At 72.1% G+C, this 22544-nt stretch carries 21 protein-coding genes; 5 read left to right on the forward strand and 16 right to left on the reverse strand.

What is annotated here, in order from left to right; translation table 11 throughout:
• Positions 1-6: 6 nt before the first annotated feature.
• Together ABD907_RS06505 and ABD907_RS06510 are read right to left on the reverse strand one after the other, a co-directional pair.
• Entirely contained in the window at positions 7-1098 is a 1092-nt protein-coding gene (locus tag ABD907_RS06505; RefSeq protein WP_345214937.1) for a C45 family autoproteolytic acyltransferase/hydrolase, read from the reverse strand.
• 40 nt (positions 1099-1138) lie between these two features.
• The gene (locus ABD907_RS06510) at positions 1139-1651 is read right to left on the reverse strand and encodes a VOC family protein (protein ID WP_345214938.1); all 513 of its coding nucleotides are present in this window, start codon (positions 1649-1651) and stop codon (positions 1139-1141) included.
• Positions 1652-1679: 28 nt separating this feature from the next.
• On the opposite strand from ABD907_RS06510, the gene ABD907_RS06515 reads away from it, so the two are divergent.
• On the forward strand, positions 1680-2540 hold the full coding sequence (locus ABD907_RS06515; RefSeq protein WP_345214939.1) for an AraC family transcriptional regulator: 861 nt from the start codon (positions 1680-1682) through the stop codon (positions 2538-2540).
• A gap of 66 nt (positions 2541-2606) precedes the next feature.
• Here the strand turns inward: ABD907_RS06515 and ABD907_RS06520 are convergent, their stop codons facing one another.
• The 4 genes from ABD907_RS06520 to sigE are packed head-to-tail and all read right to left on the reverse strand — an operon-like array spanning position 2607 to position 6432.
• Positions 2607-3395, reverse strand: coding sequence for a twin-arginine translocase TatA/TatE family subunit (locus ABD907_RS06520; RefSeq protein ID WP_345214940.1), 789 nt, complete (start codon positions 3393-3395; stop codon positions 2607-2609).
• 55 nt (positions 3396-3450) lie between these two features.
• On the reverse strand, positions 3451-4821 hold the full coding sequence (locus ABD907_RS06525; protein WP_345214941.1) for a S1C family serine protease: 1371 nt from the start codon (positions 4819-4821) through the stop codon (positions 3451-3453).
• Positions 4822-4849: 28 nt separating this feature from the next.
• Positions 4850-5809, reverse strand: a complete 960-nt coding sequence (locus ABD907_RS06530) for an anti-sigma factor family protein (protein ID WP_345214942.1) — start codon at positions 5807-5809, stop codon at positions 4850-4852.
• Entirely contained in the window at positions 5806-6432 is a 627-nt protein-coding gene (sigE, locus tag ABD907_RS06535) for an RNA polymerase sigma factor SigE (RefSeq protein ID WP_345214943.1), read from the reverse strand. The genes ABD907_RS06530 and sigE overlap by 4 nt, the downstream gene beginning before the upstream one ends.
• A 218-nt stretch (positions 6433-6650) precedes the next feature.
• Here sigE and ABD907_RS06540 point away from each other — a divergent pair, with 218 nt between their 5' ends.
• Positions 6651-7283: an O-methyltransferase gene (locus tag ABD907_RS06540; protein WP_345215414.1), complete on the forward strand. Its 633-nt coding sequence runs from the start codon at positions 6651-6653 to the stop codon at positions 7281-7283.
• Between the two features lie 45 nt (positions 7284-7328).
• Here the strand turns inward: ABD907_RS06540 and ABD907_RS06545 are convergent, their stop codons facing one another.
• From ABD907_RS06545 to ABD907_RS06585, 9 genes are all read right to left on the reverse strand, one after another.
• On the reverse strand, positions 7329-8930 hold the full coding sequence (locus tag ABD907_RS06545; protein WP_345214944.1) for a leucyl aminopeptidase family protein: 1602 nt from the start codon (positions 8928-8930) through the stop codon (positions 7329-7331).
• A 75-nt stretch (positions 8931-9005) separates the two neighbouring features.
• Positions 9006-9173, reverse strand: a complete 168-nt coding sequence (locus ABD907_RS06550; RefSeq protein WP_345214945.1) for a DUF3117 domain-containing protein — start codon at positions 9171-9173, stop codon at positions 9006-9008.
• A 90-nt stretch (positions 9174-9263) separates the two neighbouring features.
• A complete protein-coding gene (locus ABD907_RS06555; protein WP_345214946.1) occupies positions 9264-10085 on the reverse strand; it encodes an LOG family protein in 822 nt (273 codons plus the stop codon).
• 70 nt (positions 10086-10155) lie between these two features.
• The gene (gene dapE / locus ABD907_RS06560) at positions 10156-11262 is read right to left on the reverse strand and encodes a succinyl-diaminopimelate desuccinylase (protein WP_345214947.1); all 1107 of its coding nucleotides are present in this window, start codon (positions 11260-11262) and stop codon (positions 10156-10158) included.
• A gap of 41 nt (positions 11263-11303) precedes the next feature.
• Positions 11304-12818 (reverse strand): NAD(P)H-quinone dehydrogenase, encoded by a 1515-nt coding sequence (locus tag ABD907_RS06565; protein WP_425555664.1) that lies wholly within the window; start codon positions 12816-12818, stop codon positions 11304-11306.
• A 123-nt stretch (positions 12819-12941) separates the two neighbouring features.
• Complete coding sequence (locus ABD907_RS06570; RefSeq protein WP_345214948.1) at positions 12942-13697, reverse strand: glycerophosphodiester phosphodiesterase; 756 nt, start codon at positions 13695-13697, stop codon at positions 12942-12944.
• Entirely contained in the window at positions 13694-15079 is a 1386-nt protein-coding gene (locus tag ABD907_RS06575) for an ABC transporter substrate-binding protein (RefSeq protein ID WP_345214949.1), read from the reverse strand. Before ABD907_RS06575 ends, ABD907_RS06570 begins: the two co-directional genes overlap by 4 nt.
• A gap of 108 nt (positions 15080-15187) precedes the next feature.
• Positions 15188-16111, reverse strand: a complete 924-nt coding sequence (locus ABD907_RS06580) for a carbohydrate ABC transporter permease (RefSeq protein ID WP_345214950.1) — start codon at positions 16109-16111, stop codon at positions 15188-15190.
• On the reverse strand, positions 16108-17046 hold the full coding sequence (locus tag ABD907_RS06585) for a carbohydrate ABC transporter permease (protein ID WP_345214951.1): 939 nt from the start codon (positions 17044-17046) through the stop codon (positions 16108-16110). Before ABD907_RS06585 ends, ABD907_RS06580 begins: the two co-directional genes overlap by 4 nt.
• Before the next feature lie 328 nt (positions 17047-17374).
• Here ABD907_RS06585 and ABD907_RS06590 point away from each other — a divergent pair, with 328 nt between their 5' ends.
• Complete coding sequence (locus ABD907_RS06590; RefSeq protein ID WP_345214952.1) at positions 17375-18211, forward strand: purine-nucleoside phosphorylase; 837 nt, start codon at positions 17375-17377, stop codon at positions 18209-18211.
• Between the two features lie 19 nt (positions 18212-18230).
• Entirely contained in the window at positions 18231-19937 is a 1707-nt protein-coding gene (locus ABD907_RS06595; protein WP_345214953.1) for a phospho-sugar mutase, read from the forward strand.
• Positions 19938-20021: 84 nt separating this feature from the next.
• On the opposite strand, the gene ABD907_RS06600 is transcribed toward ABD907_RS06595, so the two are convergent.
• A complete protein-coding gene (locus tag ABD907_RS06600) occupies positions 20022-21017 on the reverse strand; it encodes a LacI family DNA-binding transcriptional regulator (protein ID WP_345214954.1) in 996 nt (331 codons plus the stop codon).
• A 187-nt stretch (positions 21018-21204) separates the two neighbouring features.
• Here ABD907_RS06600 and ABD907_RS06605 point away from each other — a divergent pair, with 187 nt between their 5' ends.
• Positions 21205-22488 carry a sugar ABC transporter substrate-binding protein gene (locus ABD907_RS06605; RefSeq protein ID WP_345214955.1) on the forward strand — a complete coding sequence of 428 codons (1284 nt, stop codon included), beginning with the start codon at positions 21205-21207 and terminating at the stop codon, positions 22486-22488.
• Positions 22489-22544: the final 56 nt, after the last annotated feature.

Below are 22544 nucleotides of genomic sequence, written 5' to 3' on the forward strand. Positions count from 1 at the left end.
CCGCCCCTACGGACCGACCGCGGCCTCGACCTGCGGCGCGGCGACCCGCCGCCAGCCCTCGGCGGTGACGTCCGCCGGCGCACCGGGGTGGTACTCGACGGCGGCCCCCGCGACGTCGATCGCGATGGTCAGCTTGGTCTCCGGCCGCCGGTGCGGCGGCAGCACCGGGTTCGGCCGTACGGAGATCGCCGGGTCCGGGAGCGCACCGAACGCCAGCGCCCGGTCGAGCGGCGCGGGGATCGCCGCGAGCTCGGCGTGCTCGGTCAGGCACGCCATGCGCGCATAGGTGGTGCTGTCTCCCGCGACCGCCTCGCCGGCCGCGAGCACCGGGTCGAGGAAGTGGTTGGCGTGCACGAGCGGCACGCCCGGTGCGGCGGGCACGACGCCGACGCCGGCCGGCGAGATCTCCAGGCAGGCGGCGGCGGGCTCACGGGTCACGACCGTCAGGACCGTCGACGCGCTCACCGGTACGGACTCGGCGATCCGCACGGCGCCGTCGAGGTCACTCGCCTGCTCGAGGATCAGCCGAGCGAGCACGTGCACCGGGACGCCACCGCCGGCGCCGTCGTCGGCGTGGTTGAGGATGTTGAGGTGTACACCGACGCCGCGGCTGCTCACGCCGAACTTCGCGGCCTGACCGTGCTCACCGACCGTCACGAGGCCGGTGCCGTCCGCCGTGCGGAAGCTGCGGGCGATCCCCTCGTCACCGACCCCGACGTTCCAGTCCCAGGTCTGGAGGGTGCGCGGAGCGCTCCCGTCGCGCGGGAGGTAGACCGCCGTCGAGCACTCCTGGAGGCCGGCCCGCGCGACCGCGAGAATCTCGGTGCGGGCGTTCAGCGCCATGACCTGCCAGGGCTCGAGCCCGCTCCCCCGGGCGACGCCGTCGAGCTCGGCGGCAACGCCGGGCGCGTGCTCGGCGGCCGCGATGCGGGAGGTCTCCGCGAGCTCTCGCCAGTCCTCGGTGGGCATGCCGAAGGCGGCGAAGAGATCGCGGTAGTCCGCGGTGGCGACGGCGAGCTGCGGTGCCCAGCGGGCGCCGTAGGCCTCGCCGAACCGGACGGCGCTCGTCTCACCGCTGGACCAGGTGTCGACCTTCACGACGCCGACGCTACCGGGCTGCTCGGGTGCTCGGGCTGGGTCACTCCATCGAGGTGCGCCACGCGTCGAGGTTCTGCTGGATCTCCTCGTCGGTCTTGTCGGTGATACGGGACATCACGGTCCACCGCACCCCGTACGGGTCCTGGATCGAGGCGAACCGGTCTCCGGTGACCTCGAAGTCGACCGGTTCCTCCCGCACCCGGGCGCCACGGGCACGCGCCTCGTCGGTGACGGTGTCGACGTCCGCGACGTAGATCGCGAGGCTGAAGGTCACGTCATCGGTGCCTGGGGCGTTGCCGACGGTGTGGAACTGCGGGTTCGGGTCCATCACCTGCAGGCGTCCCGTGCCGAGGTCGAGCTCGCAGTGCCACACGGACCCGTCGGGTCCGTCCATGCGTGTGGTGACGCGGGCGCCGAAGACGTCGGTGTAGAAGTCGATCGCCGCACGCGCGGGAGAGACGACGATCAGCGGCGTGAGCGTGGTGAAGCCCTCGGGCCGGTAGGAGGACGGGGTCGGGACGGCGGAGCTGGCGGGGGATGCGGTGGTGTTCATGTCGGCCAGCCTGCCTACAGTCTGGCTCGTGGCCCTTGAACATTCGCGACACGTCCGACGGCCGGCCGGTGTGCTGTGGCCGAACGCGGGGACGGAGGTCTTCGAGACCGCTCAGGAACCGGTCCCGGATCCGGTCTCGCTCGTCGTCGACCACTACTGGTGGGTGTCCTGGCGACGCGACCGCGTCCTGCCCTTTCGGGCGCGGGTGCTCGGGGACCCGGTGGCGCACCTGACGGTCGAGGACGCCGACGGCGAGCTGCACGGGCACGCCATGCCGGCGGCCCTGGTGCACGGGGTGGTCACCCGCGTCTTCACCGTCGATCTGCCGGTGGCCGGCCGGGTCTCCGGCCTCGCCTTCCGGCCCGGTGGGCTCGCCGCCCTGCGCGACGTCGACGCCGGTGAGCTGACGTCGCGGGTTGTTGATGCCTCTGAGGTGCTCGGGCCGGGAGTGGCGGAGCTGCGCACGGCGGTGCTCGCCGAGCCGGACGAGCCGGCACGGCTGCGTCTGTTCCTGGAGTATGCCGCCGAGCTGCTGGCACCGCGGCTCGAGCAGATCGCCGACGACCCGGGGTACGGGACCGTGCGCGAGGCCGTGGCCCTGATGCGTGGCCGCGGCCAGGTGACGCTCGCTCCGGTCGCGTCGGCGGTGCACGTCTCGCCGCGGACGCTGCAACGGCTCTTCGCGCACTACGTCGGCGTCTCGCCGCTGTGGGTGCTGCGCCGTTATCGGCTGCAGGACGCCGCTCGCGCGATCGACTCCGGGGACGGCGCAGACCTTGCCGACCTTGCGGCGTCGTTGGGCTTCTCCGACCAGGCGCACTTCACGCGGGCCTTCACCGGGGTGATCGGCGTGCCTCCCTCGCGGTACCGCAACGGCGAACCGGCCTGAGCGGGACAGCGGCGGCACATGCCCACCGTCGAGACTTCTCCGCGGCCGGCCGCACCGACGGTGCGGTCAGGTCGCCTCGTTGTCGAAGGGGACGACGTAGTCGTCGGTCGCCGTGCCGTTGGCGGCCGCCGCTGTGGTCGGCTCTGCCGAGGCGGTGTTCTCCTCTGCGGTGTCCACCGCGACGGCGGCGCCTGCCGCGGCTGCTCCGGCCGCAGCGGGCGCAGCGGCCGCCGACGTCGCCGGCGTGGCCTTCGGTGAAGCAGCCGCGGTCGATGCGGGGGCGCCAGCCGCGGCCGTCTCCGTCACCCTGCCCGCGGCCTCGGCCGGTTCCGCGCGGTCGCCGGCCTGCGCGCCGTCGGTGGCCTGCGACGCCGGACCCGCCGTGTCCTCAGCGGGCTTGTCCTGCCCAGTGGTGGACTTGCCGGGCCGGTCCTCCCGAGGGGACTTGTCCTCCCGGGTGGATTCGTCATCCTCGGCGGCCTTGTCCTGGGAGGTCGGCCCGGTCCCGGCAGCCGCCGCTGCGCCCGCGGTGGCCGCGGCCGCGGCCTTCCCGGCGCGCTCGGAGGGCCGACGTGCGGCCCGCGGCTTGGGCTTCGGCTTGGGTTCCTCGTCCTCCATGAGTGCCTCGCGCACGATGCGGCGCGGGTCGTACTGGCGCGGGTCGAGCGAGGCGAGGTCGTCGAACTCGGGTCCGAGCTCCTCACGTACCTTCTCCCGGGCGCCGAGCGCGATCCGCTTGACCTCACGGGTCAGTCGGGCGAGCTGCTGCGCGAGCTCGGGGAGACGCTCGGGGCCGATGACGAGGAACGCGAGGATGGCAAGGACGACCAGCTCACCACCGTTGATCCCGAACACCCGCCCAGGATACGGGTCTCAGGCGACCGGGGTGTCCGGGTCGGCCGCGCAGGCCCTAGCCACTGGCCCTTTCGTCCAGGATCACGGTGATCTCCTCGACCTCGCCGCCGCGCCGCACCCCCAGCACCACCTCGTCGCCGGGGGCCCTGGCGCGCACGGCCACGATCAGCTCGTCGGGATCGGTCACGGGGCGGCCCTCGATGCTGACGATGACGTCGCCGGGACGGATGCCGGCCTCGTCCCCCGGGCCGCCCGGAGCGACCGGAGCGTGGCCGTCGACCTCCTGGTCGATGACCCGCACGCCCTCGCCGCGGTACCTGGCATCGAGGGTGACCCCGATGATGGGGTACGTGGCGTGGCCCGTGGCGATGATCTGCTCGGTGGTGCGTCGGACCTGGTTGGACGGGATAGCGAACCCGAGACCGATGCTGCCGGCGGCGCGCCCCGTTCCCGAACCCTGCGCGATCGCCGTGTTGATGCCGATCACCTGGCCGTCGCGGTTCACCAGCGGGCCGCCCGAGTTGCCGGGATTGATGGCGGCGTCCGTCTGGATCGCGTTGATGAACGTCGTGCTGCCGCCGGCGCCGGCGGTCACCGGCCGGTTGAGCGCGCTGATGATCCCGGACGTCACCGTGCCCTCGAGACCGAGAGGGGCACCGACCGCCACCACGGGCTCGCCCACCACGACGCTGTCGGAATCGGCCAGGACGAGCGGCTCGAGGCCCGTCCGGGACACCTTGAGCACGGCGAGGTCGTAGTCGGGTGTGCGGCCCACGACCTCGGCCTCCTCCTCGCTGCCGTCGGGAAACCCGACGACGATCGTGCCGTTCTCGGCGGCGACGTCGATGACGTGGTTGTTGGTGACGATGTACCCGTCCTCGCGCAGCACGAGACCGGTGCCGGAGGCCGCCTCGGTCGGGCCGCCGCGTGCCTGGATGTAGACGGTCGAGGGAAGGACCGACTCGGCGATGCCGGCGACCGACTCCGGCAACGGTTCCGGGCTGGTGGCGGTGGGCAGAGCGGACGGATCCTGCCCACGGGCGAACAGCAGCTGGGCACCGGCACCGCCGAGAATCACACCGGCCAGGAGGGCCACGACGATCAGGAGCATGGCAACCCCGAGAGGCAGACGACGGCGCGCACCGGCCGCCGTCGCGGGGCCCGCGAACCCGATGGCGGCGGACTTCGGTACCGGCGGAGGCGGGTAGGAGGCCGGTCCGCCCGGCGCGGCAAAACCAGGGAATCCCTGCGGTGGCCCGGATTCCGGCGGACCGGGCGAGTACGGGCCGGGTGCGTACGGGCCGGGTGCGTACGAGTCGGGTGCGTACGAGTTCGGTACGTGCCGCCCGTGGGCGTGGTGCTCGTTGCCCTGCGGTCTCGGGGACTGCGGGGGGTCGTACGCCGGCGGGCGCTCGTTGGTCGTCATGCTGGCTCCTTCGCCACCGGGGCGCCCGTCATTGCGGCTGCAGCAGGAGGTCCGTCCATCCGACGAGAGTCTGCCATCCCCGGTCGATCCGGTCGCCCACGCCGGGGCCGGGCTGGCTCGCAGGCATCCCGGCCGCGATCGCGCGCACGAGCTCGGGGCTGTTGTCGCTGGTGACGAGCACCGTCGTCCCGGCGCTCTGCAGCACGACGGTGGCGCTCGAACCGGGCAGCTGGTGCACCTCGTTCTCGCCGAGGTCGACCTCCTCCAGGCCCGCCAGGTCGGCAACCTCGAGGACGCCGCGCTGCTGGACGACCGTCGCCGTGCGCCCGTCCTGGCGGAAGTCGACGACGATGACCTCGTCGTCCTGCGCGCCCACCGGTTGCTCGGGGTCGGCGGGGTGCAGAGAACCGACCGACCCGACGAGCGAGATGCTGGCGCCGTCGGGGACGTGCTCGGGCGCCACCCAGCCGTTCTGCCGCAGCCATGCGAGCGCGGCCTCGGTACTGTCGGCCTCGTCCGCCGACGCCACGGCGTCCGCCGTCGCCATGACTTGCAGCGGGCTCTCGGCGGGACCGTCCACCTCGTTGAGCATGGTGACGGGATCGCCGGTGCGCTCGTACAGGGCGCCGACCAGCACCAGCACACCGAGCACGCTGGCGGCTCCCGCCAGGACGAGTGAGCCGCGTGCGGCCGCTCGGCGCCGCACCGGGCCGTAGGTCAGGGGCTCCCAGGCGCGCCCCACGAGGGCCCGCGCGCCGCGGGGAGCCGGCGGAACGGGGCCCGAGCCGAGCTCCATCAGTCGGGCGGTCAGGTCCTCGCTCGGCAGCACGTCCCGGGCCTCGGAGAGCCGGCGCCGGAAGGCGCGCTCGGCGGCCAGCACGGTGGCGCACTCCTCGCACGCCACCACGTGCTCGAGGGCGGCCTCCGTCTCCTCGGGCGCGAGTCGGCCGTCGACGAGCGCGGTGATCTCGTCGCGGAGATGGCTCATCGAACCTCCTGCCTGGAGGTTTCGACCGCCTCGACCGTCCTGATTGGGCGCCGGTGCGCGAGCTGATCGCGCAGCAGCGCCCGCGCCCGGTGGATCCTGGAACGCACGGTGCCCATCTTGACGCCGAGGGTAGCCGCGATCTCCTCGTAGGACAGCCCCTCGATGTCGCACAGCACGACGGCGGCACGGTACTTCGGCGGCAGTGCGTCCAGCGCGGCCTGGACGTCAAGGTCCAGGTGGGCGTGCTCGAAGCCACGCTCCGGCTCGCCGGAGTCGTGCGCGGCCGGGAGTCGCTCGCCGGCGTCACCGATCGGGTCCATACGCAGCCGCGAGCGCCGACGTGCCTGGTCGAGGAAGAGGTTCGTGGTGATGCGGTGCAGCCAGCCCTCGAAGTTGCCGGGCTGGTAGCTGTGCAACGACCGGAACACCCGGACGAAGGTCTCCTGGGTGAGATCCTCGGCGTCCGCGGTGTTGCCGGTGAGGCGGTACGCCAGCCGGTAGACCCGCGGGGTGTGCTCGACGACGATGTCCTCCCACGACGGCGGCGACCAGACCGGCCGCTCGGCCGCGTCGTCGTCGGGAGCAGGCGCCACCGCGCCGTCGTTGCGCGGTGCCTCGTCCATGGCCGTCCCCTGTCCGCCTGGTGGTGCAGGCGTTGTCGGAAGTCGTGGCGGGTCATGCTACGGAGCGAACCTGAAGACTACCTGGGTACCTCCTGGGCCACCGTTCTTCCGCCGCAGCGGCCTCCCGAGCGTCCGCTGCGCGGCCGGTGGGCGGCCGGCGAGCGGGCCACCGGTACGATCAGCGCAAGCAGCCGTGGGAATCACCCCAGGAGGTCACCATCAGCGCCGACAAGGCCCAGTCCTGGGCCTACACCGAAGAGTTCGTCACCGAGGACGACGCCACGGCCGAGGCACGTGCCCGGGCCGAGGAGCTCGGCGTCACGCCGGTCACTCCCGGTGTGGGTGCGGCGCTGCGCGTCGTCGCGTCCGCAGCCCACGCACGTGCGGTCGCCGAGGTGGGGACGGGCACGGGCGTCTCCGGCCTGTGGCTTCTCGGTGGGATGGCGCCCGACGGTGTCCTCACGACAATCGACGTCGAGCCCGAGCACCATCGCGCGGCCCGGGAGGGTTTCGCCGCCGCCGGGCTGAAGCCGGCCCGCGCTCGCCTCATCGGTGGGCGCGGGAACGACGTGCTCCCCCGCCTGGCCGACGGCGTCTACGACATGGTGCTGCTCGACGGCGACCCCTCCGAGGCGGTCGACGAGGTCTCCCAGGCGATCCGGCTGCTGCGCCAGGGCGGCGTGCTTGCCGTCAACGCCGCCCTGTGGCACGACCGGGTGGCCGACCCCGCCCGGCGGGACGACGCGACGGTCGCGGTCCGTGAGCTCGGCAAGCAGATCCGCGACGACGACCGCATGGTCAGCGCTCTGCTGCCCAGCGGTGACGGCCTGCTCCTTGCCGTCCGCCGCTGACGGGCCGCGCAACCTTCGACAGGTGCGGGCTCGGGAGTCGCCCGATCAGCCGGAGAGGGACTCCAGCCAGCGCAGCAGCAGCCGCGCGCCGTAGCCGGTCGGCGCGTTCGCCGGCAACTCGCTGTCGGCCTTGCCGGAGCGTCCGGCTCCGGCGATGTCCAGGTGTGCCCACCGCGCATCGCCGGTGAATCGCTGCAGGAACAGGGCCGCCGTGATCGATCCTCCGCCGACGTGGGTCTCGCGCACGGCGTGCCCGACGTCGGCGACGGCGGAGTCGAGCGCCGGCCGGTACTCCTCGACCAACGGCATCCGCCAGAGCCCTTCCCCGGTCTCCTCGCCCGCGCGCGTGAGCGCCTCGGCGAGGTCCTCCTCGGCGGCGTACAGGGCGGCGTGCGAGCGCCCGAGACCCAGCGTGGCCGCGCCGGTGAGGGTGGCGACGTCGACGACGTCGTCCGGGGCGAGAGTCGCGACGGTCCAGCCGAGGGCGTCGGCGAGGACCATGCGTCCCTCGGCGTCGGTGTTGGAGATCTCAACGGTGGTGCCGTCGTAGGTCGTCACCACGTCGCCCGGTCGGTAGGAGCTGCCGCTCATCGCGTTCTCGGCGAGCGGCAGCACGGCGGTGACCTGCACGGGTAGGCCGAGCTCGGCCGCGGCCAGGGCGGTGGCCAGCACGGTGGCGGAGCCGGCCATGTCGGTCTTCATCGGCACCATCGACTCTCGCGGCTTGAGCGAGATGCCGCCGGTGTCGAACGTGATCCCCTTACCGACGAGCGCCACGGAGCGCACGGCCTCGTCGGGCCGCCAGGTGACGACCACGAGCCGCGGCGCGGTGGCCGAACCGCCGCCGACGGCGAGGATGGCGTCCATGCCCTGCCGGGCGAGCCACTGCTCGTCGTGGACCTCCACGCCGAGGGTCCCGCCGGTCATCGGCGCGTCCGTCACGAGGGCGGTGGCCTGCCGGGCGATCCAGTCCGGGTTCTTGGTGCTCGACGGCGTCGCGGAAAGCAGCCGGGTCAGCCAGGTGGCGCGGGCGCCGGCGCGGGCCTCCGCCAGGGCCTGCGGGGCGCCCTCGACCCGGCCGACGAGGACCAGCGCCTCGGGCGCCGGCGGTGCCTTCGCGGGTGTCCGGCCGGTCCGGGGCATCCGGTACGCCGAGAGCAGGAAGCCCTCCACGAGGGCGCGCAGGGTCTGTGCGTCCAGCTCGTCGCCGATGGTCAGCGCCACCTCGCCCGTGCCGGCGGCCGCCCGGCCGAGGGCCAGGCCGGCCTCGCGCGCCGCGGCGGCTCCGCCGTCGCCGATGCCGACGAGCACGATGGTGCCGGGCAGCCCTTCCCACGGCAACGCGGGCGTCCCGGGCAACGCCCGTGGCAGCCGGACGACGGCGGTCCACCCGGCCGAGCCGGCGTTGCCGGGCAGGTCACGTTCGGCCTCGGCGAGCAGGTCGACGCCGTACCGGGCGGCGACGTCGGAGCCCTCGCCACCCAGCCGCGCCCGTTCCGCCTCCTCCACCGGCGGGTGGACCGGCACGGCCAGCACCGCCGGTTCCCGGTCCAGCCACTCGGCGCGGCACTCGAGCGGCAGCACCGGCTCGTCGAGCAGGTGGGTCTCCGGGAGGGTGATGGCGGGCGGGTTCTCGGGGTGCGGCACAGCCTTCTCCACACAATGGACATGGCGACGGCCGGCAGGCATCAGGCCGGCCGGCCGTCGATGGTTCGGTTGGGGTCAGCCAGCGACCGCGTTCAGCGCCTCGCTGAGCTCACCGGCCTCGGTGGGAGTGAGCTCGACGACGAGCCGACCACCGCCCTCGAGCGGAACCCGCATCACGATGCCGCGCCCCTCCTTGGTGACCTCGAGCGGCCCGTCTCCGGTCCTCGGCTTCATCGCGGCCATGTGGTGTACCCCTCTTCTCCATGGATCCTCGACCACCCCCGCGGGTGGAGCTCCCCGCCCTGGCGGGGTGATCGCTGGGGCAAGTCTAGTTCACTCGGGGGCGCCCCCCGCGTCGTCTGCCGCAGCAGCCTGCGCCTCTGCTTCCCTGAACAGCTCCTCCATGCCGTGCACGACGGCGTTGACCGCCTCCTCGGCGGTGTCCACGACGGGCAGCAGGCCGAGGTCGGGCTCCGAGATGGTCCCCCGCTCGAGCATGGTGCCGCGGAGCCAGTCGACGAGGCCGCCCCAGTAGTCGGAGCCGACCAGCACGATCGGGAAGGACGACACCTTCTGGGTCTGGACGAGGGTCAGGGCCTCGAAGAGCTCGTCCATGGTGCCGAACCCGCCGGGAAGGACGACGAAACCCTGCGTGTACTTCAGGAACATCGTCTTCCGGGCGAAGAAGTACCGGAAGTTGATGCCGAGATCGACCCACTTGTTCATGCCCTGCTCGAAGGGCAGCTCGATGCCCAAGCCCACAGAGACGCCCTGGGCCTCCACCGCACCCTTGTTGGCGGCCTCCATGGCGCCGGGACCGCCGCCGGTGACGACGGCGAAGCCGGCGTCGACCAACCGACGGGCGACGTCCTCCGCGAGGGCGTACTCGGGGTCGTCCTTCCTGATCCGGGCGGAGCCGAACACCGAGATCGCCGGGCCCAGGTCGGCCAGCGCGCCGAAGCCCTCGACGAACTCCGCCTGGATGCGCATCACCCGCCACGGGTCCTGGTGGAGCCAGTCGATGTCCTGCTCGGGAGCCAGCAGCCTCGCGTCGGTCGTCTCGCGCGGGATACGGCCCCGGCGCAGGAGCACCGGCCCCCGGCTGTAGATGCGGCTGCCGTCACTGTCGCGGTTGCTGCGGACCTCACGGTTCATGGCGCCATTGTCTCTCGGCGCCGGAGGTGGTGCGGTCCGGCGGGGTGTCGCCCCCGGCTGCCCGCCGGTCTCAGGCGAGCCAGGTGTGCAGGGCCCGCGCGCAGGAGCGGATCTCCTCGACGGCGCAGCGCTCGTCGTCAGCGTGGGCGAGCATCGGGTCACCGGGGCCGAAGTTGACCGCGGGGATGCCGAGCTCGGCGAACCGCGCCACGTCGGTCCAGCCGTACTTCGGCCCCGGGGCGCCGCCGGTGACACCGGTGACGGACTCGACGAAGCTCTGCACGAGCGGGTCGTCGAGACCCGGCCGGGCTCCGCCGGCGAGGTCGGTGATCTCGATGTCGAAACCGTCGAAGAGCTCACGGACGTGGGCCTCGGCGCCGGCCGGGTCCAGCGACGGTGCGAACCGGTAGTTGACGGTCACCACGCAGCGGTCGGGGATCATGTTCGAGGCGATGCCGCCGGTGACGCCGACGGCGCTCATCCCCTCGCGGTAGACCAGGCCGTCGACGTCGACCTCGCGGGGCGTGTAGGCGCGGAGCCGGTCGAGGATCTCGCCGGCCGCGTGGATCGCGTTGACCCCGCGCCACGCACGCGCCGAGTGGGCGGTGCGGCCGGTGGTGGCGATCTCCGCCCGGAGCGTGCCGTTGCAGCCGCCCTCGATGCCGCCGGCGGTGGGCTCGCCGAGGACGGCCAGGTCGCCGCTCACCCAGTCGGGGTGGTTGGCCACGAGGCGGCGGAGGCCGTTGTCGTCCGCGGCGACCTCTTCGTGGTCGTAGAAGACCCAGGTGATGTCCCACCGCGGCTCGGTGAGCACGGCCGCGAGGTGCAGGGCGACGGCGACGCCGCCCTTCATGTCGACGGTGCCGCGGCCCCAGAGCTCTTCGGTGCCGTCGAGGGCGGTCTCCCGCCAGGTGGGCACGTTGGTCTTGATGGGCACGGTGTCGATGTGTCCCGCGATGACGACCCGGTGATCGCGCCCGAGGTTGGTGCGGGCGACGAGCGAGTCGCCGTCCCGGAGCACCTCCAGGTGTCCCAGCGGCTTCAGCGCGGCCTCGACGGCGTCGGCGAGCCGGGTCTCGTCGCCGGAGACGGACGGGATGTCGCAGACGGCGGCGGTGAGGTCGACGACGTCTCCGGTCAGCTCGGGCAGGACGGCGGCTCGAGAGTGCGCGGGCATGCCCCGACCCTAGCGGCCACGACCGTGCTGAGGTCGCTGCCTCAGGCGCGGTGCAGCGTCCGTGCCGCCTCGGAGATCGACCCTGTGAGCGAGGGGTAGATGGTGAATACGTTTGCGACCTGGTCCACGGTGAGCCGCTGTGTCACGGCGATCGCGATCGGGTAGATCAGCTCGCTGGCCCGCGGCGCGACGATGACGCCGCCGACGACGGCGCCGGTGGCCCGATCGGAGAACATCTTCACGAAGCCCTCGGTGATGCCGAGCATCTTCGCGCGCGCGTTCCGGGCGATCGGTAGATGGGTGACGTGGCCGTCGATCTCGCCGGAGTCGATCTGCTGCTGGGCGACGCCGACGGTGGCGATCTCCGGCGCGGTGAAGATGTTGGCGGTGACGGCGCTGAGGTCGAGGGGGGCGACGGCGTCGCCGAGGGCGTGCCACATGGCGATCCGGCCCTGCATGGCGGCAACGGACGCGAGCGGCAGGACGCCGGTGCAGTCCCCGGCGGCATAGATGCGGAACGCACGGGTGCGCGAGACCCGGTCGACCTGGATGTGACCGGACTCGGAGAGCTCGACGCCGGCCTCCTCGAGGCCCATCCCGGAGGTCGACGGCACGCCGCCGACCGCGACCAGGCAGTGCGAGGCGCTGACGATCCGGCCGTCGGTGAGCTCGACGTCGACACCGTCCTCGGTGCGGCGGACGGCGGCCGCGCGGGAGCGCGAGAGGACGGTCATCCCACGACGGCGGAACACGCCTTCGATGAGCTCGGCGGCGTCCTCGTCCTCCCCCGGCAGCACGCGGTCCCGGGAGGAGACGAGCGTGACCTTGGCGCCGAGCGCGTTGTAGGCGCCCGCGAACTCCGCCCCGGTTACGCCGGAGCCGACCACGACGAGGTGCTCGGGAAGATCGGTGAGGTTGTACATCTGCGCCCAGGTGAGGATCCGCTCGCCGTCCGGCTCCGCCGTCGGCAGGACGCGCGGCGTGGCACCGCTGGCGACGAGGATGATCTCGGCGTCGAGCGTCATCTCCTCCCCCGCAGCGGTGGTGACCCGGACGCGGCGGGTGCCCACGCGGCTGATGTCCGGCTCGACGTGGCCGGTACCGTCGACGATCTTGATGCCCTCGCGCTCCAGGCGCCCGTGGATCTCCTGGGACTGCGCCTTGGCCAGGCGCACGACCCTGTCGTCGACGACGGCCATGTCGGCGTCCAGCGTGCCGGGGTCGCCGTCCGGACCGCCGTCGGACCTGATGCCCAGCTCGGGCGCCTGCTCGGTGACGGTCAACCACTCGGCCGTGGCGATGAGGGTCTTGGAGGGCACGACGTCGGTCAGCACGGCCGAGCCGCCCATCCCCTGCCGCTCGACGACGTGGACGCGCGCACCCAGCTGTCGTGCCACGAGTGCGGCCTCGTAGCCGCCGGGCCCGCCCCCGAGGATGACGACACGGAATCCCTCACGTACCGGGGAGGCGCCGGCAGCGTGGTCGCGGCGCGCCTCCTCGGGTACGCCGGTCGTGTGCTCGGCGGTCGGTGGGGCGGAAGTGGGATCGCTGCTCACCCAAGGCATTGTGCCGAAGATGTCCTCGGGATGCCGCCGCGACCCGGCGGGCGCCGGCTCACAGCAGCCCGGGGACCACGACCGCGGCCACGGCGTCGGCCACCTGCTCGGTCATGCCCAAAATCATGCCGGAGGCGGTAGCTCCTGAGCATCGAGCCAGCCCAGCAGCCGGTCGGGCCGGTCGGTGATGATCCCGTCGACGCCGGCCACCGTCGCCGCGGCCCAGTGGGCCGCCTCATTCAGGGTCCAGACCATGACCTGCATGTCCCAACCGTGCAGGGTGTCCACGAGCTCGGGGTGGTCGACGAGGAGGCGGCCGTGCGGGTTGCAGGCGGTCACGCCGAGCTCGGTGCACACGTCGAGCATCTCGGCCGTGAACCGGCTGACGAGCAGCCCCCTGCGCAGCTCCGGCGCCAGCTCACGGACCGTGGCCATGGTGTCCACGGACGCACTCTGGGCGAGCACGCGGCCCCCGATCCCGGCGTCGCGGATCGTCGCGAGCAGCGCGCGGGCCGGCTCGGCCGGCCAGGCGCCCTTGAGCTCGAGCAACAGCTCGAGGTTCGGGTACCGGACCAGGAGCTCGACGACCTCACCGAACAGCGGCATGGTCGTACGGGCGTAGACCGGCTCGAACCACGAGCCGGCGTCGAGGTGGCGGACCTCGTCGGAGCCCAGATCGGCCACGCGGCCGGAGCCGTCAGTGGTCCGGTCGACCGTGTCGTCGTGGACCACCACGCCGCCGCCGTCGGCCGAGATCTGCACGTCGATCTCGATCATGTCCGCGCCCGCGAGCGCGGCAGCGACCAGGGCCGGCATGGTGTTCTCCGGTGCGATCGCCGAGCTGCCCCGGTGGGCGATGACGAGCGGGCGGCCGGTCACAGGTAGGGCTCCACGTTGTCCGCGTACGCACGCTCCAGCTCGCTGGTGACGTTCGGGAACACGTCCTCGGCGGAATCGCCGTTGAGCACGATCCGCTCGAGCCCGTCGGTGAGGATCTGGTCGCCTCCGGGGGTGAAGACGCGGACGTAGTCCTGGGTGCGGGTCTTCTCCTGCAGCTGGTTCACGGAGGTGAGGAACTGGGGTGTCTCCTCGTACAGGGCGCTCATGATGTCGCCCTCGATGGCGGAGGTGCGCACCGGCATGTAGCCCGTGGTCTGAGAGAACCGGGCCGTGTTGTCGGTCGCGGTGAGGAACTTCAGGAACATCGCGGCCGCGAGCTGCTGCTCCGGCGTCTTGTCGGCGGCGACGGCGACGCCGGTGCCGCCGGTGGGCACGTTCGGCCCGGACACCGGCCCGTCCGGGAGGTACGCCGTCCCCAGCTCGAACGGTGCCGCCTCGAGCAGACCCGCGAGGGAACCGGTGGAGGCGATCATCGAGGCGTAGAGCCCACCGGCGAAGTCGGCGTTGGTGTCGGAGCCGAAGGAGGCGAAGGCGTTCTCGCCGTTGTACATGTCCCGGACGAAGTTGCCGGCCGTGAGTGCCTCGGGGGTGTCGAGCGTGACGTCCCACTCCTCGCTCATCGCACCGCCCTGGCCCCAGATGATGTTGGAGAACCACCAGGCCGACCACGACGGGCCGATGCCGTTGCCCAGCGGCGCGCCGTCGGCCGGGACCACGTCACGCAACGCCGTCGACCACTCCTGCAGCTCCTCCCAGGTCTGCGGACCGCGGTCGGGGAGGCCGGCCTGGGACCACAGGTCCTTGTTGTAGTAGAACAGCGGCGTCGAACGTGCGTACGGGGCCGCGAAGTGCTGCCCGGAGTATACGTAGTCGCTGTAGAGCGTCTCGACGTAGTCCGCGGTGTCGACCTCGAGGTGGGAGAAGACGTCGTCGACCGGGATGATCTGGCCGTTGACCATGTAGCGGAACCACCACACGTCCGAGGCGATGACGAGCTCGGGGATCTCGTCGGTGCCTGCGGCCGCCTGGAAGCGCTGGGCGACCTCGTCGTAGTTCGCGCCTGCGGTCACGAGCCGGACGGAGATCCCGTGCTCCTCCTCGAAGGCCGCGATGTACTCCTCCTCCAGCTCCTTGGTGTTCCCGGGGTGGTTGGACCAGAAGGTGATCTCCGTGGCGGGCTCCACACCGGACCAGTCGGTGCTCGCGGCCGGCTCCTCCGGGGCGTCGGCACCGCCGAGAGCCGGCCCGCCGCACGCGGCGATCAGGCCGCCGGCGATGCCGATGCCGCCGAGGGCGAGCACGTTGCGGCGCGACGGCAGGCGCAGCGCGGCGCCGGGGACGCGGCGAATGGTCGAGCTCATGGAAGTCTCCTTGGTTTCACGTCTGGTGGTCAGGTGGGTCGGGTCGGGTGGTCGGTGGGGGTAGGAAGGCATCGGACGGGAGGGAGCGGGCGCGGCGGGCGCCCGTTCTCAGCCGGTCACCGCACCGGCGGTCAGGCCGGCGACGAGCCGGCGCTGCAGGATCAGGAAGAAGACCAGCATCGGCAGCGTCACGAGGACCGTCGCGGCCATGAGGACGCCCCAGTTCTGCATGCCGTCGATGTCCTGCAGGAGCGTCAGCCCGACCGGCAGGGTCATCGTTTCGGTGTTGTCCGTGACGAGCATCGGCCACAGGTAGTCGTTCCACTCGTTGACGAGTGAGATGAGGGTGACCGCTGCGATCGTCGGCATCGACATCGGCACCACGAACCTCCAGAGGCGCCGCCAGTGCCCCGCGCCGTCGAGCTGGGCGGCCTCGAGCACGGAGATCGGCAGGGAGAGGAAGTGCTGCCGGAACAAGAAGGTCCCGAAGGCGCTGGCCAGCCCGGGCACGAGGATGCCCTGGTAGGTGTTGAGCCAGTCGAGCGAGGCGATGAGGGTGTAGTTCGGGATGATCGTGATCTGCCCGGGGATGAGCAGGGCGAAGATGACGACGATGAACGCCGCGTTGCGGAACGGGACGTCGATGAAGACGACGGCGTAGGCGCAGCACAGCCCGAGGAAGACCTTCAGCCCCGCCCCGAGCAGCGTGAGGGCGAGGCTGTTCAGGAACATCCGCCCGATCGGGATGGATGTGGCCACCTGCTCGTAGTTGGCCGGGGCGAAGGCGTCCGGCAGCCACTGCAGCGGGAGGCTGACCATCTCGGCGTTGGTCTTGAAGCTCGCCAGGAACATCCAGATGAGCGGCACGGCCATCACGAGGATCGCGAGGACCAGCGCCACGTACAGCCCGCCGTCGAGCGCGACGGAGGCGGGCCGGCGACGGCGGCGCCCGCGGACCGGCGGACGCTGCGGTGCGGGCGGCGCGGTACCCGTGCCCGGGGCCTCGACGGGCTTGGTCGCGGTGGTCGTCATGAGTAGTGCACCCGCTTCTCCATGTACTTCAGCTGCACACCCGTGATCACCAGGAGGAAGGCGAACAGAATCGTGGCGCTGGCGGAGGCGTAGCCCGCCCGTCCGGTCTGGAAACCCTCGAGGTAGATCTGGTACATCAGCGTGGTCGTCGAGCCCAGCGGTCCGCCGTCGGTCATCGCGCGGATGAGGTCGAAGGACTGCAGGGAGCTGAGCATCGTGGTGATGAGGAGGAAGAACGTCACGGGGCCGAGCAGCGGCAAGATGATGGAGCGGAAGGTGCGCCACCAGGTGGCGCCGTCGAGCGCGGCGGCGTCGCGCAGGTCCTGCGGCACGGCCTGCAGGCCGGCGAGATAGATCAGCGCGACGTAGCCGATGTGCTTCCAGAGATAGACGATGATGATCATCAGCAACGCCCAGGGTGACTGGGTGTACCACTCGGGCGAGTCGAGACCGAGCCAGCCGAGCACCGTCGCGAGCAGGCCGTAGCGCGGGTCGAAGATGTACAGCCACAGCATGCCGACGGCGATGCCGGACAGCACGTACGGCGCGAACGAGACGGTCCGGACGATCCCGCGGCCGAAGAGCTTGCGGTTCAGCGCGAGCGCCAGCGCCAGCCCGATGACGAGCGAGCCGCCGACGGTGGCGACGGCGAAGACCGCCGTCGTGCCGAGCACCGTGGGTGTCTGCGGGTCGGTGAACCACTGGGCGTAGTTGCGCAGGCCGACGAAGCGGGCGGCGGACGAGCCGAGGTTCCACTGCAAAGTCGAGTAGTAGAAGCTGAGCAGCAGTGGCCGGTAGACGAAAATCAGCAGGAGCGCCACGTTCGGTCCGGCAAGGAGCACGAAGATCCCGATGTTGCGCAGGAGCTTCCGCCGTCGCGCGGGCCGACGGTGCTGGTCGTACGCAACGACGTCCGCGTGGGTGAGCGAGCTCATCGAGGAGGAGTGTCCGATCTGTGGCGGCCCGGCCCGGGGCGTGATTGCCCCTGGGGCGACCGCCGAAGGGAGGCGGTCCGAGATGACACTAAGAGCGCCGCCAGGCGAAATCGGCCGTGTCCATCGAAAGATCACCGACGCTTCGTCAAACGTTCATCGGGCGTCTCTGCAGGTGAGAGCGTTGCCGATGAGGTCGTCGGTGCAGAGCGACCGCACTCGCCGAACAAGCCCTGGCGTCCCTTCGGTGACCCAGAACGGGACGCCAGGGCTTGTTCGGCGGGGGCACGAGCTGGCACCGGCGCACGGTCGACCGCGTTACCGTCTCCTCGTGACCCTCGAACCAGACCTCGACGACCTCGCCACCGACCCGTTCGCCGTCGCCCGCGCGGCGGCGGACGTGCTCGCCGAGCGGACCGGCGTCGCCCGGCACGACGTCGCACTCGTCCTCGGGTCCGGCTGGGGCGGGGCGGCAGACCTGCTCGGGGAGACCGTGGCCGACATCCCGGCAGCCGAGCTGCCCGGGTTCAGCGCACCGGCCGTCGTCGGGCACGGCGGCACCATCCGCTCGGTGCGGATCGAGTCGTCCGGCACGAGGCGCCACGCCTTGGTGCTCGGGGCACGCACCCACTACTACGAGGGCAAGGGCGTGCGGCGCGTCGCGCACGGCGCCCGGATGGCGGCCGCGGCCGGCGCGAGCACCATCGTGCTCACCAACGGCTGCGGCGGGCTCGACCCCGACTGGGTGGCCGGCACGCCGGTTCTCATCAACGACCACATCAACCTCACCGGGGCCTCGCCGCTCGAGGGCGCCACCTTCGTGGACCTGACGGACCTGTACTCCGTGCGGCTGCGCGGCCTCGCGCGGGAGGTCGACCCCACGCTCGCCGAGGGCGTGTACGTGCAGTTCACCGGCCCGCACTACGAGACCCCGGCCGAGGTCCAGATGGCCAGGCGGATCGGTGGTGACCTCGTCGGCATGTCGACGGCGCTCGAGGCCATCGCCGCCCGGCACGCCGGCCTGGAGGTGCTCGGCATCTCCCTCGTCACCAATCCCGCCGCCGGCATCTCCCCCGTCCCGCTCTCCCACGACGAGGTCATCGCCGCGGGCGCGGAGGCTGGGCCACGCATCTCGCGTCTGCTCGCGGACGTCGTCGGCCGCATCTGAGACGAAGGACTGGAGACTGATGCAGAGGCCGCTGCACGTCAGCGCAGAGGAGGTCCGAGCCTGGATCGAGGCGGACCCCGACGGCACCACGCGCGCCGAGCTCTCTGAGCTGCTGGCGCGTGCCGGCGCCGAGGACGAGGACGCCGCCCTCGCGCAGGAAGACCTCGACTCGCGGTTCGCCGGGCAGCTGGAGTTCGGCACGGCCGGGCTGCGCGGTGAGCTCGGAGCAGGTCCGCACCGGATGAACCGGGCCGTGGTCCTGCGGACCGCGGCAGGGCTGTCCGACTACCTCGCCGAAGTGGTCGGGCCCGGCTTCACGGTCGTGATCGGCTACGACGCCCGCTACGGCTCGACCGCCTTCGCCCGGGACACGGCCGCCGTGGTCGACGCCGCCGGCGGACGCGCCTCCTTGCTACCCGAGAGGGGGCCGACGCCCCTGCTCGCCTTCGCGCTGCGCCACCTCGGCGCCGACGCCGGCGTCATGGTCACCGCCTCGCACAACCCTCCGCAGGACAACGGCTACAAGGTCTACCTGGGCGGGCGTGCGGTCGCCGGGGCCGGGCAGGGCGTGCAGATCGTGCCGCCGTACGACGCCGAGATCGCCGCGCGGATCGCCGCGGCGCCGCCCGCCGTCGAGATCCCGACGTCGGACGGCTGGGAGGTCCTCGGCGGCGAGGTCCGCGAGGCCTACCTGCAGCGGGTGGCCTCCCTCGTCCCGCCCCGGCACACCCGCGGCATCCGCATCGTGCACACGTCCCTGCACGGGGTCGGTGGCCAGACGGTGCTCGAGGCGCTGCGCCGCGCCGGCTTCACCGATGTCCACCCGGTGCCGGACCAGGCGAGCCCCGACCCCGACTTCCCGACCGTCGCTTTCCCCAACCCGGAGGAGGAGGGCGCGCTGGACCACGCGATCCGCCTCGCCCGCGCCGTCGACGCCGACCTCGTCATCGCCAACGACCCGGATGCGGACCGCTGCTCCGCGGCCGTCCCGGATCCCACGGCCGACGGCGGCTGGCGCCAGCTCACCGGTGACGAGATCGGGTCGCTGCTCGGCGAGCAGACGGCTTCCGCCGCCGCCTTCACCGGTCGCGGGGTGCTCGCCTCGTCGGTGGTCTCCTCGCGGATGCTCGCCCGGATCGCCGGCTCGCACGGCCTCGAGCACCGCACCACCCTCACCGGCTTCAAGTGGATCGCCCGGACCGAGGGCCTGGTGTTCGGGTACGAGGAGGCGATCGGCTACTGCGTCGACCCCGGCGCTGTGCGCGACAAGGACGGCATCTCTGCGGCGGTGCGCCTCGCCTACCTCGCCGCGCAGCTGCGTGACCGCGATCAGACCGTTCCCGGGGCCCTGGACGAGCTCGCGCAGCACCACGGTGTCCACGAGACGGCGCAGATCTCCGTCCGGGTGGAGGACCTGAGCCTCATCACCGACACCATGGCCAGGCTGCGCGCGCATCCTCCGACCACCCTGGCCGGCTCACCGGTGGCGACGACGACGGACCTGTCCCACGGCACGGACGAGCTGCCACCGACGGACGGCATGGTCTTCGAGACCGAGGCCGGCGACCGCGTGGTCGTGCGCCCGTCCGGCACCGAGCCGAAGCTCAAGTGCTACCTGGAGGTCGTCGAGCCGGCCGGGACCGATGTGCCCGCGGCTCGCCGTGCGGCCGGCTCGCGGATGGTGGCGCTGCGCCGGAACGTCAGCGAGGCCCTCGAACTGGAGTGACTGTGAGTGTTGGTCGTGCAGTTCATCTCGCCGAGGGGGCGACGTCTCGGCGAGCGGGTGAGATCTCACCGAGCGGGTGACATCTCAGGCGCCCTGGATCGAGGAGCCGCGCACCACGAGTCGGCACGGCTGGGTGAGGACGCCCTGCTCGACCTTGCCGGACATCGCCGCGAAGAGCTTCTGCGCGGCGCGCCGGCCCATGGCCTCGAAGTTCATGTCGACGCTCGTCAGCTGCGGGACGGACCCGCGGGCAAAGGGCTCCCAGTTGTCGAAGCTGACCAACGCGACGTCCTCGGGCACCCGGCGCCCGAGACCCTTGAGCCCCTCGAGCACCCCGCGGGCGATCTGGTCGCTGCCGCACACGATCGCATCGACGTCGGGCGTCGCCTCGATCACCGCGCGGACGGCACCGCGCCCCCAGCCCTCGGACCAGGTCCCGTAGTGCGGGCGCCCGCCGGCCAGCTCGAGGCCCTGCTCCGTCAGGTAGTCATGCACGCCGTCCACCCGGTCGCGTGCCGCCACCCATGACCGGTCGCCGGCGATGTGGGCGATCCGTCGGCGTCCCAGCGAGACCAGGTGCTCGACCGCCGCCCGGCCGCCGGCGACGTTGTCCGGCACGACGGACAGGTCCTCGGGAGAGTCCGACGGCGCGTACGCGTAGACGACGGGGACCGGCAGCTCGTGCCCCAACGAGGGGCGGGGGTCGGTGCGGCTGCCGACGATGATGAGGCCGTCGACCTGGCGGCTCAGCAACGCCCGGAGGTGGTAGGACTCCCGGATGGCGTCCTCCCGGGCGTCGCACAGGAAGATCGACATCTCACCCGCGCCGGCGGCGTCCTCGGCCCCCATGAGGATCGGGATCGAGAACCGGCCCTCGAGGTCGTTCGTGATGAGGCCGAGCGTGCCCGTACGCCCGGTGTGCAGCGCACGGGCGCTGCTGTTGGCCTTGAAGGAGAGCCGTTCCGCGGTGTCGAGCACGCGGCGCCGCGTCTCGGGGTGCACGTCGGTGCGGCCGTTCAGCGCCTTGGACGCCGTGGACAGCGAGACGCCCGCGAGCTGCGCGACGTCACGCAGCGTCACGGCTTTCTTCGTGCCCGCCCCACGTAGCTCCACCCGGTCCCCCTACATCTCGAAATCGTCACTTTACTCTACCGCTGTTGACCGACGAGAAGCGGCATGCCTACGCTGTCGAAAGCGATTTCGCGCAGTTTCGTGATCTGGGATCGACAACGAGACGTCCGCGATGCGGCGGACGGAAGGAGCTCCGATGCAGCACTTCGATCGACACAAGCGCTCACGCCGGGCGGCAACCGTCGGCGCCACGGCCGCGACGGCCCTGGCGCTGGCCGCCTGCGGTGGCGGCGACGGCGGAGGCCAGGGTGGCGGTGACGACGCCGCGGGCGGCGGCGACAACACCGTCACGGTCTGGCACTACTTCGGCCAGGACAACCAGACCCAGCTCATGGAGGAGTACGCCTCCATGTTCGAGGAGACACACGACGGCGTCACCGTGGAGAACGTCTACGTCCCCTACGACCAGATGAACTCGAAGGTCATCTCGGCCGCCGGGAGCGGGAGCGGACCGGACGTCGTCGTCTTCAACGGCGCCGAGGCCGCGGTCCTGGCGCTCGGCGGCGGACTTGCCCCGCTCGAGCAGTGGGCGAGCTTCGCGGACTCCGGCCAGTTCCCGGACACCGTCAAGCACACCATCAACGACCAGCTCTACGCCGTGCAGGGCTACGTGAACCTGCTCGGCCTCTGGTACAACGCCGACATCCTCGACGAGATCGGGGTCGAGCCACCCACGACCGTCGAGGAGCTCGAGTCGGCGATGGCCGCCGCGAAGGAGGCGGGGCACGAGGGCATCACGCTCACCGGGTTGCCGAACACGCAGGGCGAGTGGCAGGCGTACCCGTGGCTGACCAGTCAGGGCTGGAGCTACGAGAACCTGGACGAGGCCGCACTGGCCGACGGCCTGGCGATGGCGCGCGGCTGGGTCGAGGAGGGCTACCTCTCCCAAGAGGCCACCACGTGGGACCAGACGGTTCCCTTCCAGGAGTTCACCGGCGGCGGCATCGCCTTCGCCGCGAACGGCAACTGGCAGATCGCGGCGGCCGAGACGGACGCGGACTTCGAGTACGGCGTCGTCCCGCTGCCCGTCGGTGACGACGGCGGTGTCTACCTCGGTGGCGAGGGCGTCGGCATCGGCGCGTCCGCGGACGACCCCGAGCTGGCGTGGGAGTACCTGACCGAGACGTACTACTCCGTCGAGGGACAGCTCCTCGCCCTCGACCTGGTGGGATCGATCCCCGCGCGGCAGGACGCGGCACAGGACCCCGCGGTGACGGAGAACCCGATGATCGCGCCGTTCGCGACCACGATCTCCGAGATGGGCGCGATCTACCCGCCCGACGCCATCCCGCCGGAGGCCGTCGCCGACGTCCAGACGTCCATGGGCCAGATGTGGAGCTCGGCACTCGGCGGTCAGGGGTCACCGGAGGACCTGGCCGGGCAGATGACGTCCGAGCTCGAGTCCCTCATCGGCCAGTAGCCCGCCCTGCGGCCCGGCCTGCAGCTCCGCGCTGCGGGCCGGGCCGCCCATCGGCC

The sequence above is a fragment of the Georgenia halophila genome (assembly GCF_039541595.1).

What these genes read in the sequence shown, in the direction of transcription:
- ABD907_RS06580 (WP_345214950.1), bottom strand. Translation starts at nt 16,111, where the DNA reads ATGACGACCACCGCGACCAAGCCCGTCGAGGCCCCGGGCACGGGTACC.
- ABD907_RS06585 (WP_345214951.1), bottom strand. Translation starts at nt 17,046, where the DNA reads ATGAGCTCGCTCACCCACGCGGACGTCGTTGCGTACGACCAGCACCGT.
- dapE (WP_345214947.1), bottom strand. Translation starts at nt 11,262, where the DNA reads ATGCCCGCGCACTCTCGAGCCGCCGTCCTGCCCGAGCTGACCGGAGAC.
- ABD907_RS06555 (WP_345214946.1), bottom strand. Translation starts at nt 10,085, where the DNA reads ATGAACCGTGAGGTCCGCAGCAACCGCGACAGTGACGGCAGCCGCATC.
- ABD907_RS06510 (WP_345214938.1), bottom strand. Translation starts at nt 1,651, where the DNA reads ATGAACACCACCGCATCCCCCGCCAGCTCCGCCGTCCCGACCCCGTCC.
- ABD907_RS06550 (WP_345214945.1), bottom strand. Translation starts at nt 9,173, where the DNA reads ATGGCCGCGATGAAGCCGAGGACCGGAGACGGGCCGCTCGAGGTCACC.
- ABD907_RS06530 (WP_345214942.1), bottom strand. Translation starts at nt 5,809, where the DNA reads ATGAGCCATCTCCGCGACGAGATCACCGCGCTCGTCGACGGCCGACTC.
- ABD907_RS06525 (WP_345214941.1), bottom strand. Translation starts at nt 4,821, where the DNA reads ATGACGACCAACGAGCGCCCGCCGGCGTACGACCCCCCGCAGTCCCCG.
- sigE (WP_345214943.1), bottom strand. Translation starts at nt 6,432, where the DNA reads ATGGACGAGGCACCGCGCAACGACGGCGCGGTGGCGCCTGCTCCCGAC.
- ABD907_RS06595 (WP_345214953.1), top strand. Translation starts at nt 18,231, where the DNA reads ATGCAGAGGCCGCTGCACGTCAGCGCAGAGGAGGTCCGAGCCTGGATC.
- ABD907_RS06575 (WP_345214949.1), bottom strand. Translation starts at nt 15,079, where the DNA reads ATGAGCTCGACCATTCGCCGCGTCCCCGGCGCCGCGCTGCGCCTGCCG.
- ABD907_RS06605 (WP_345214955.1), top strand. Translation starts at nt 21,205, where the DNA reads ATGCAGCACTTCGATCGACACAAGCGCTCACGCCGGGCGGCAACCGTC.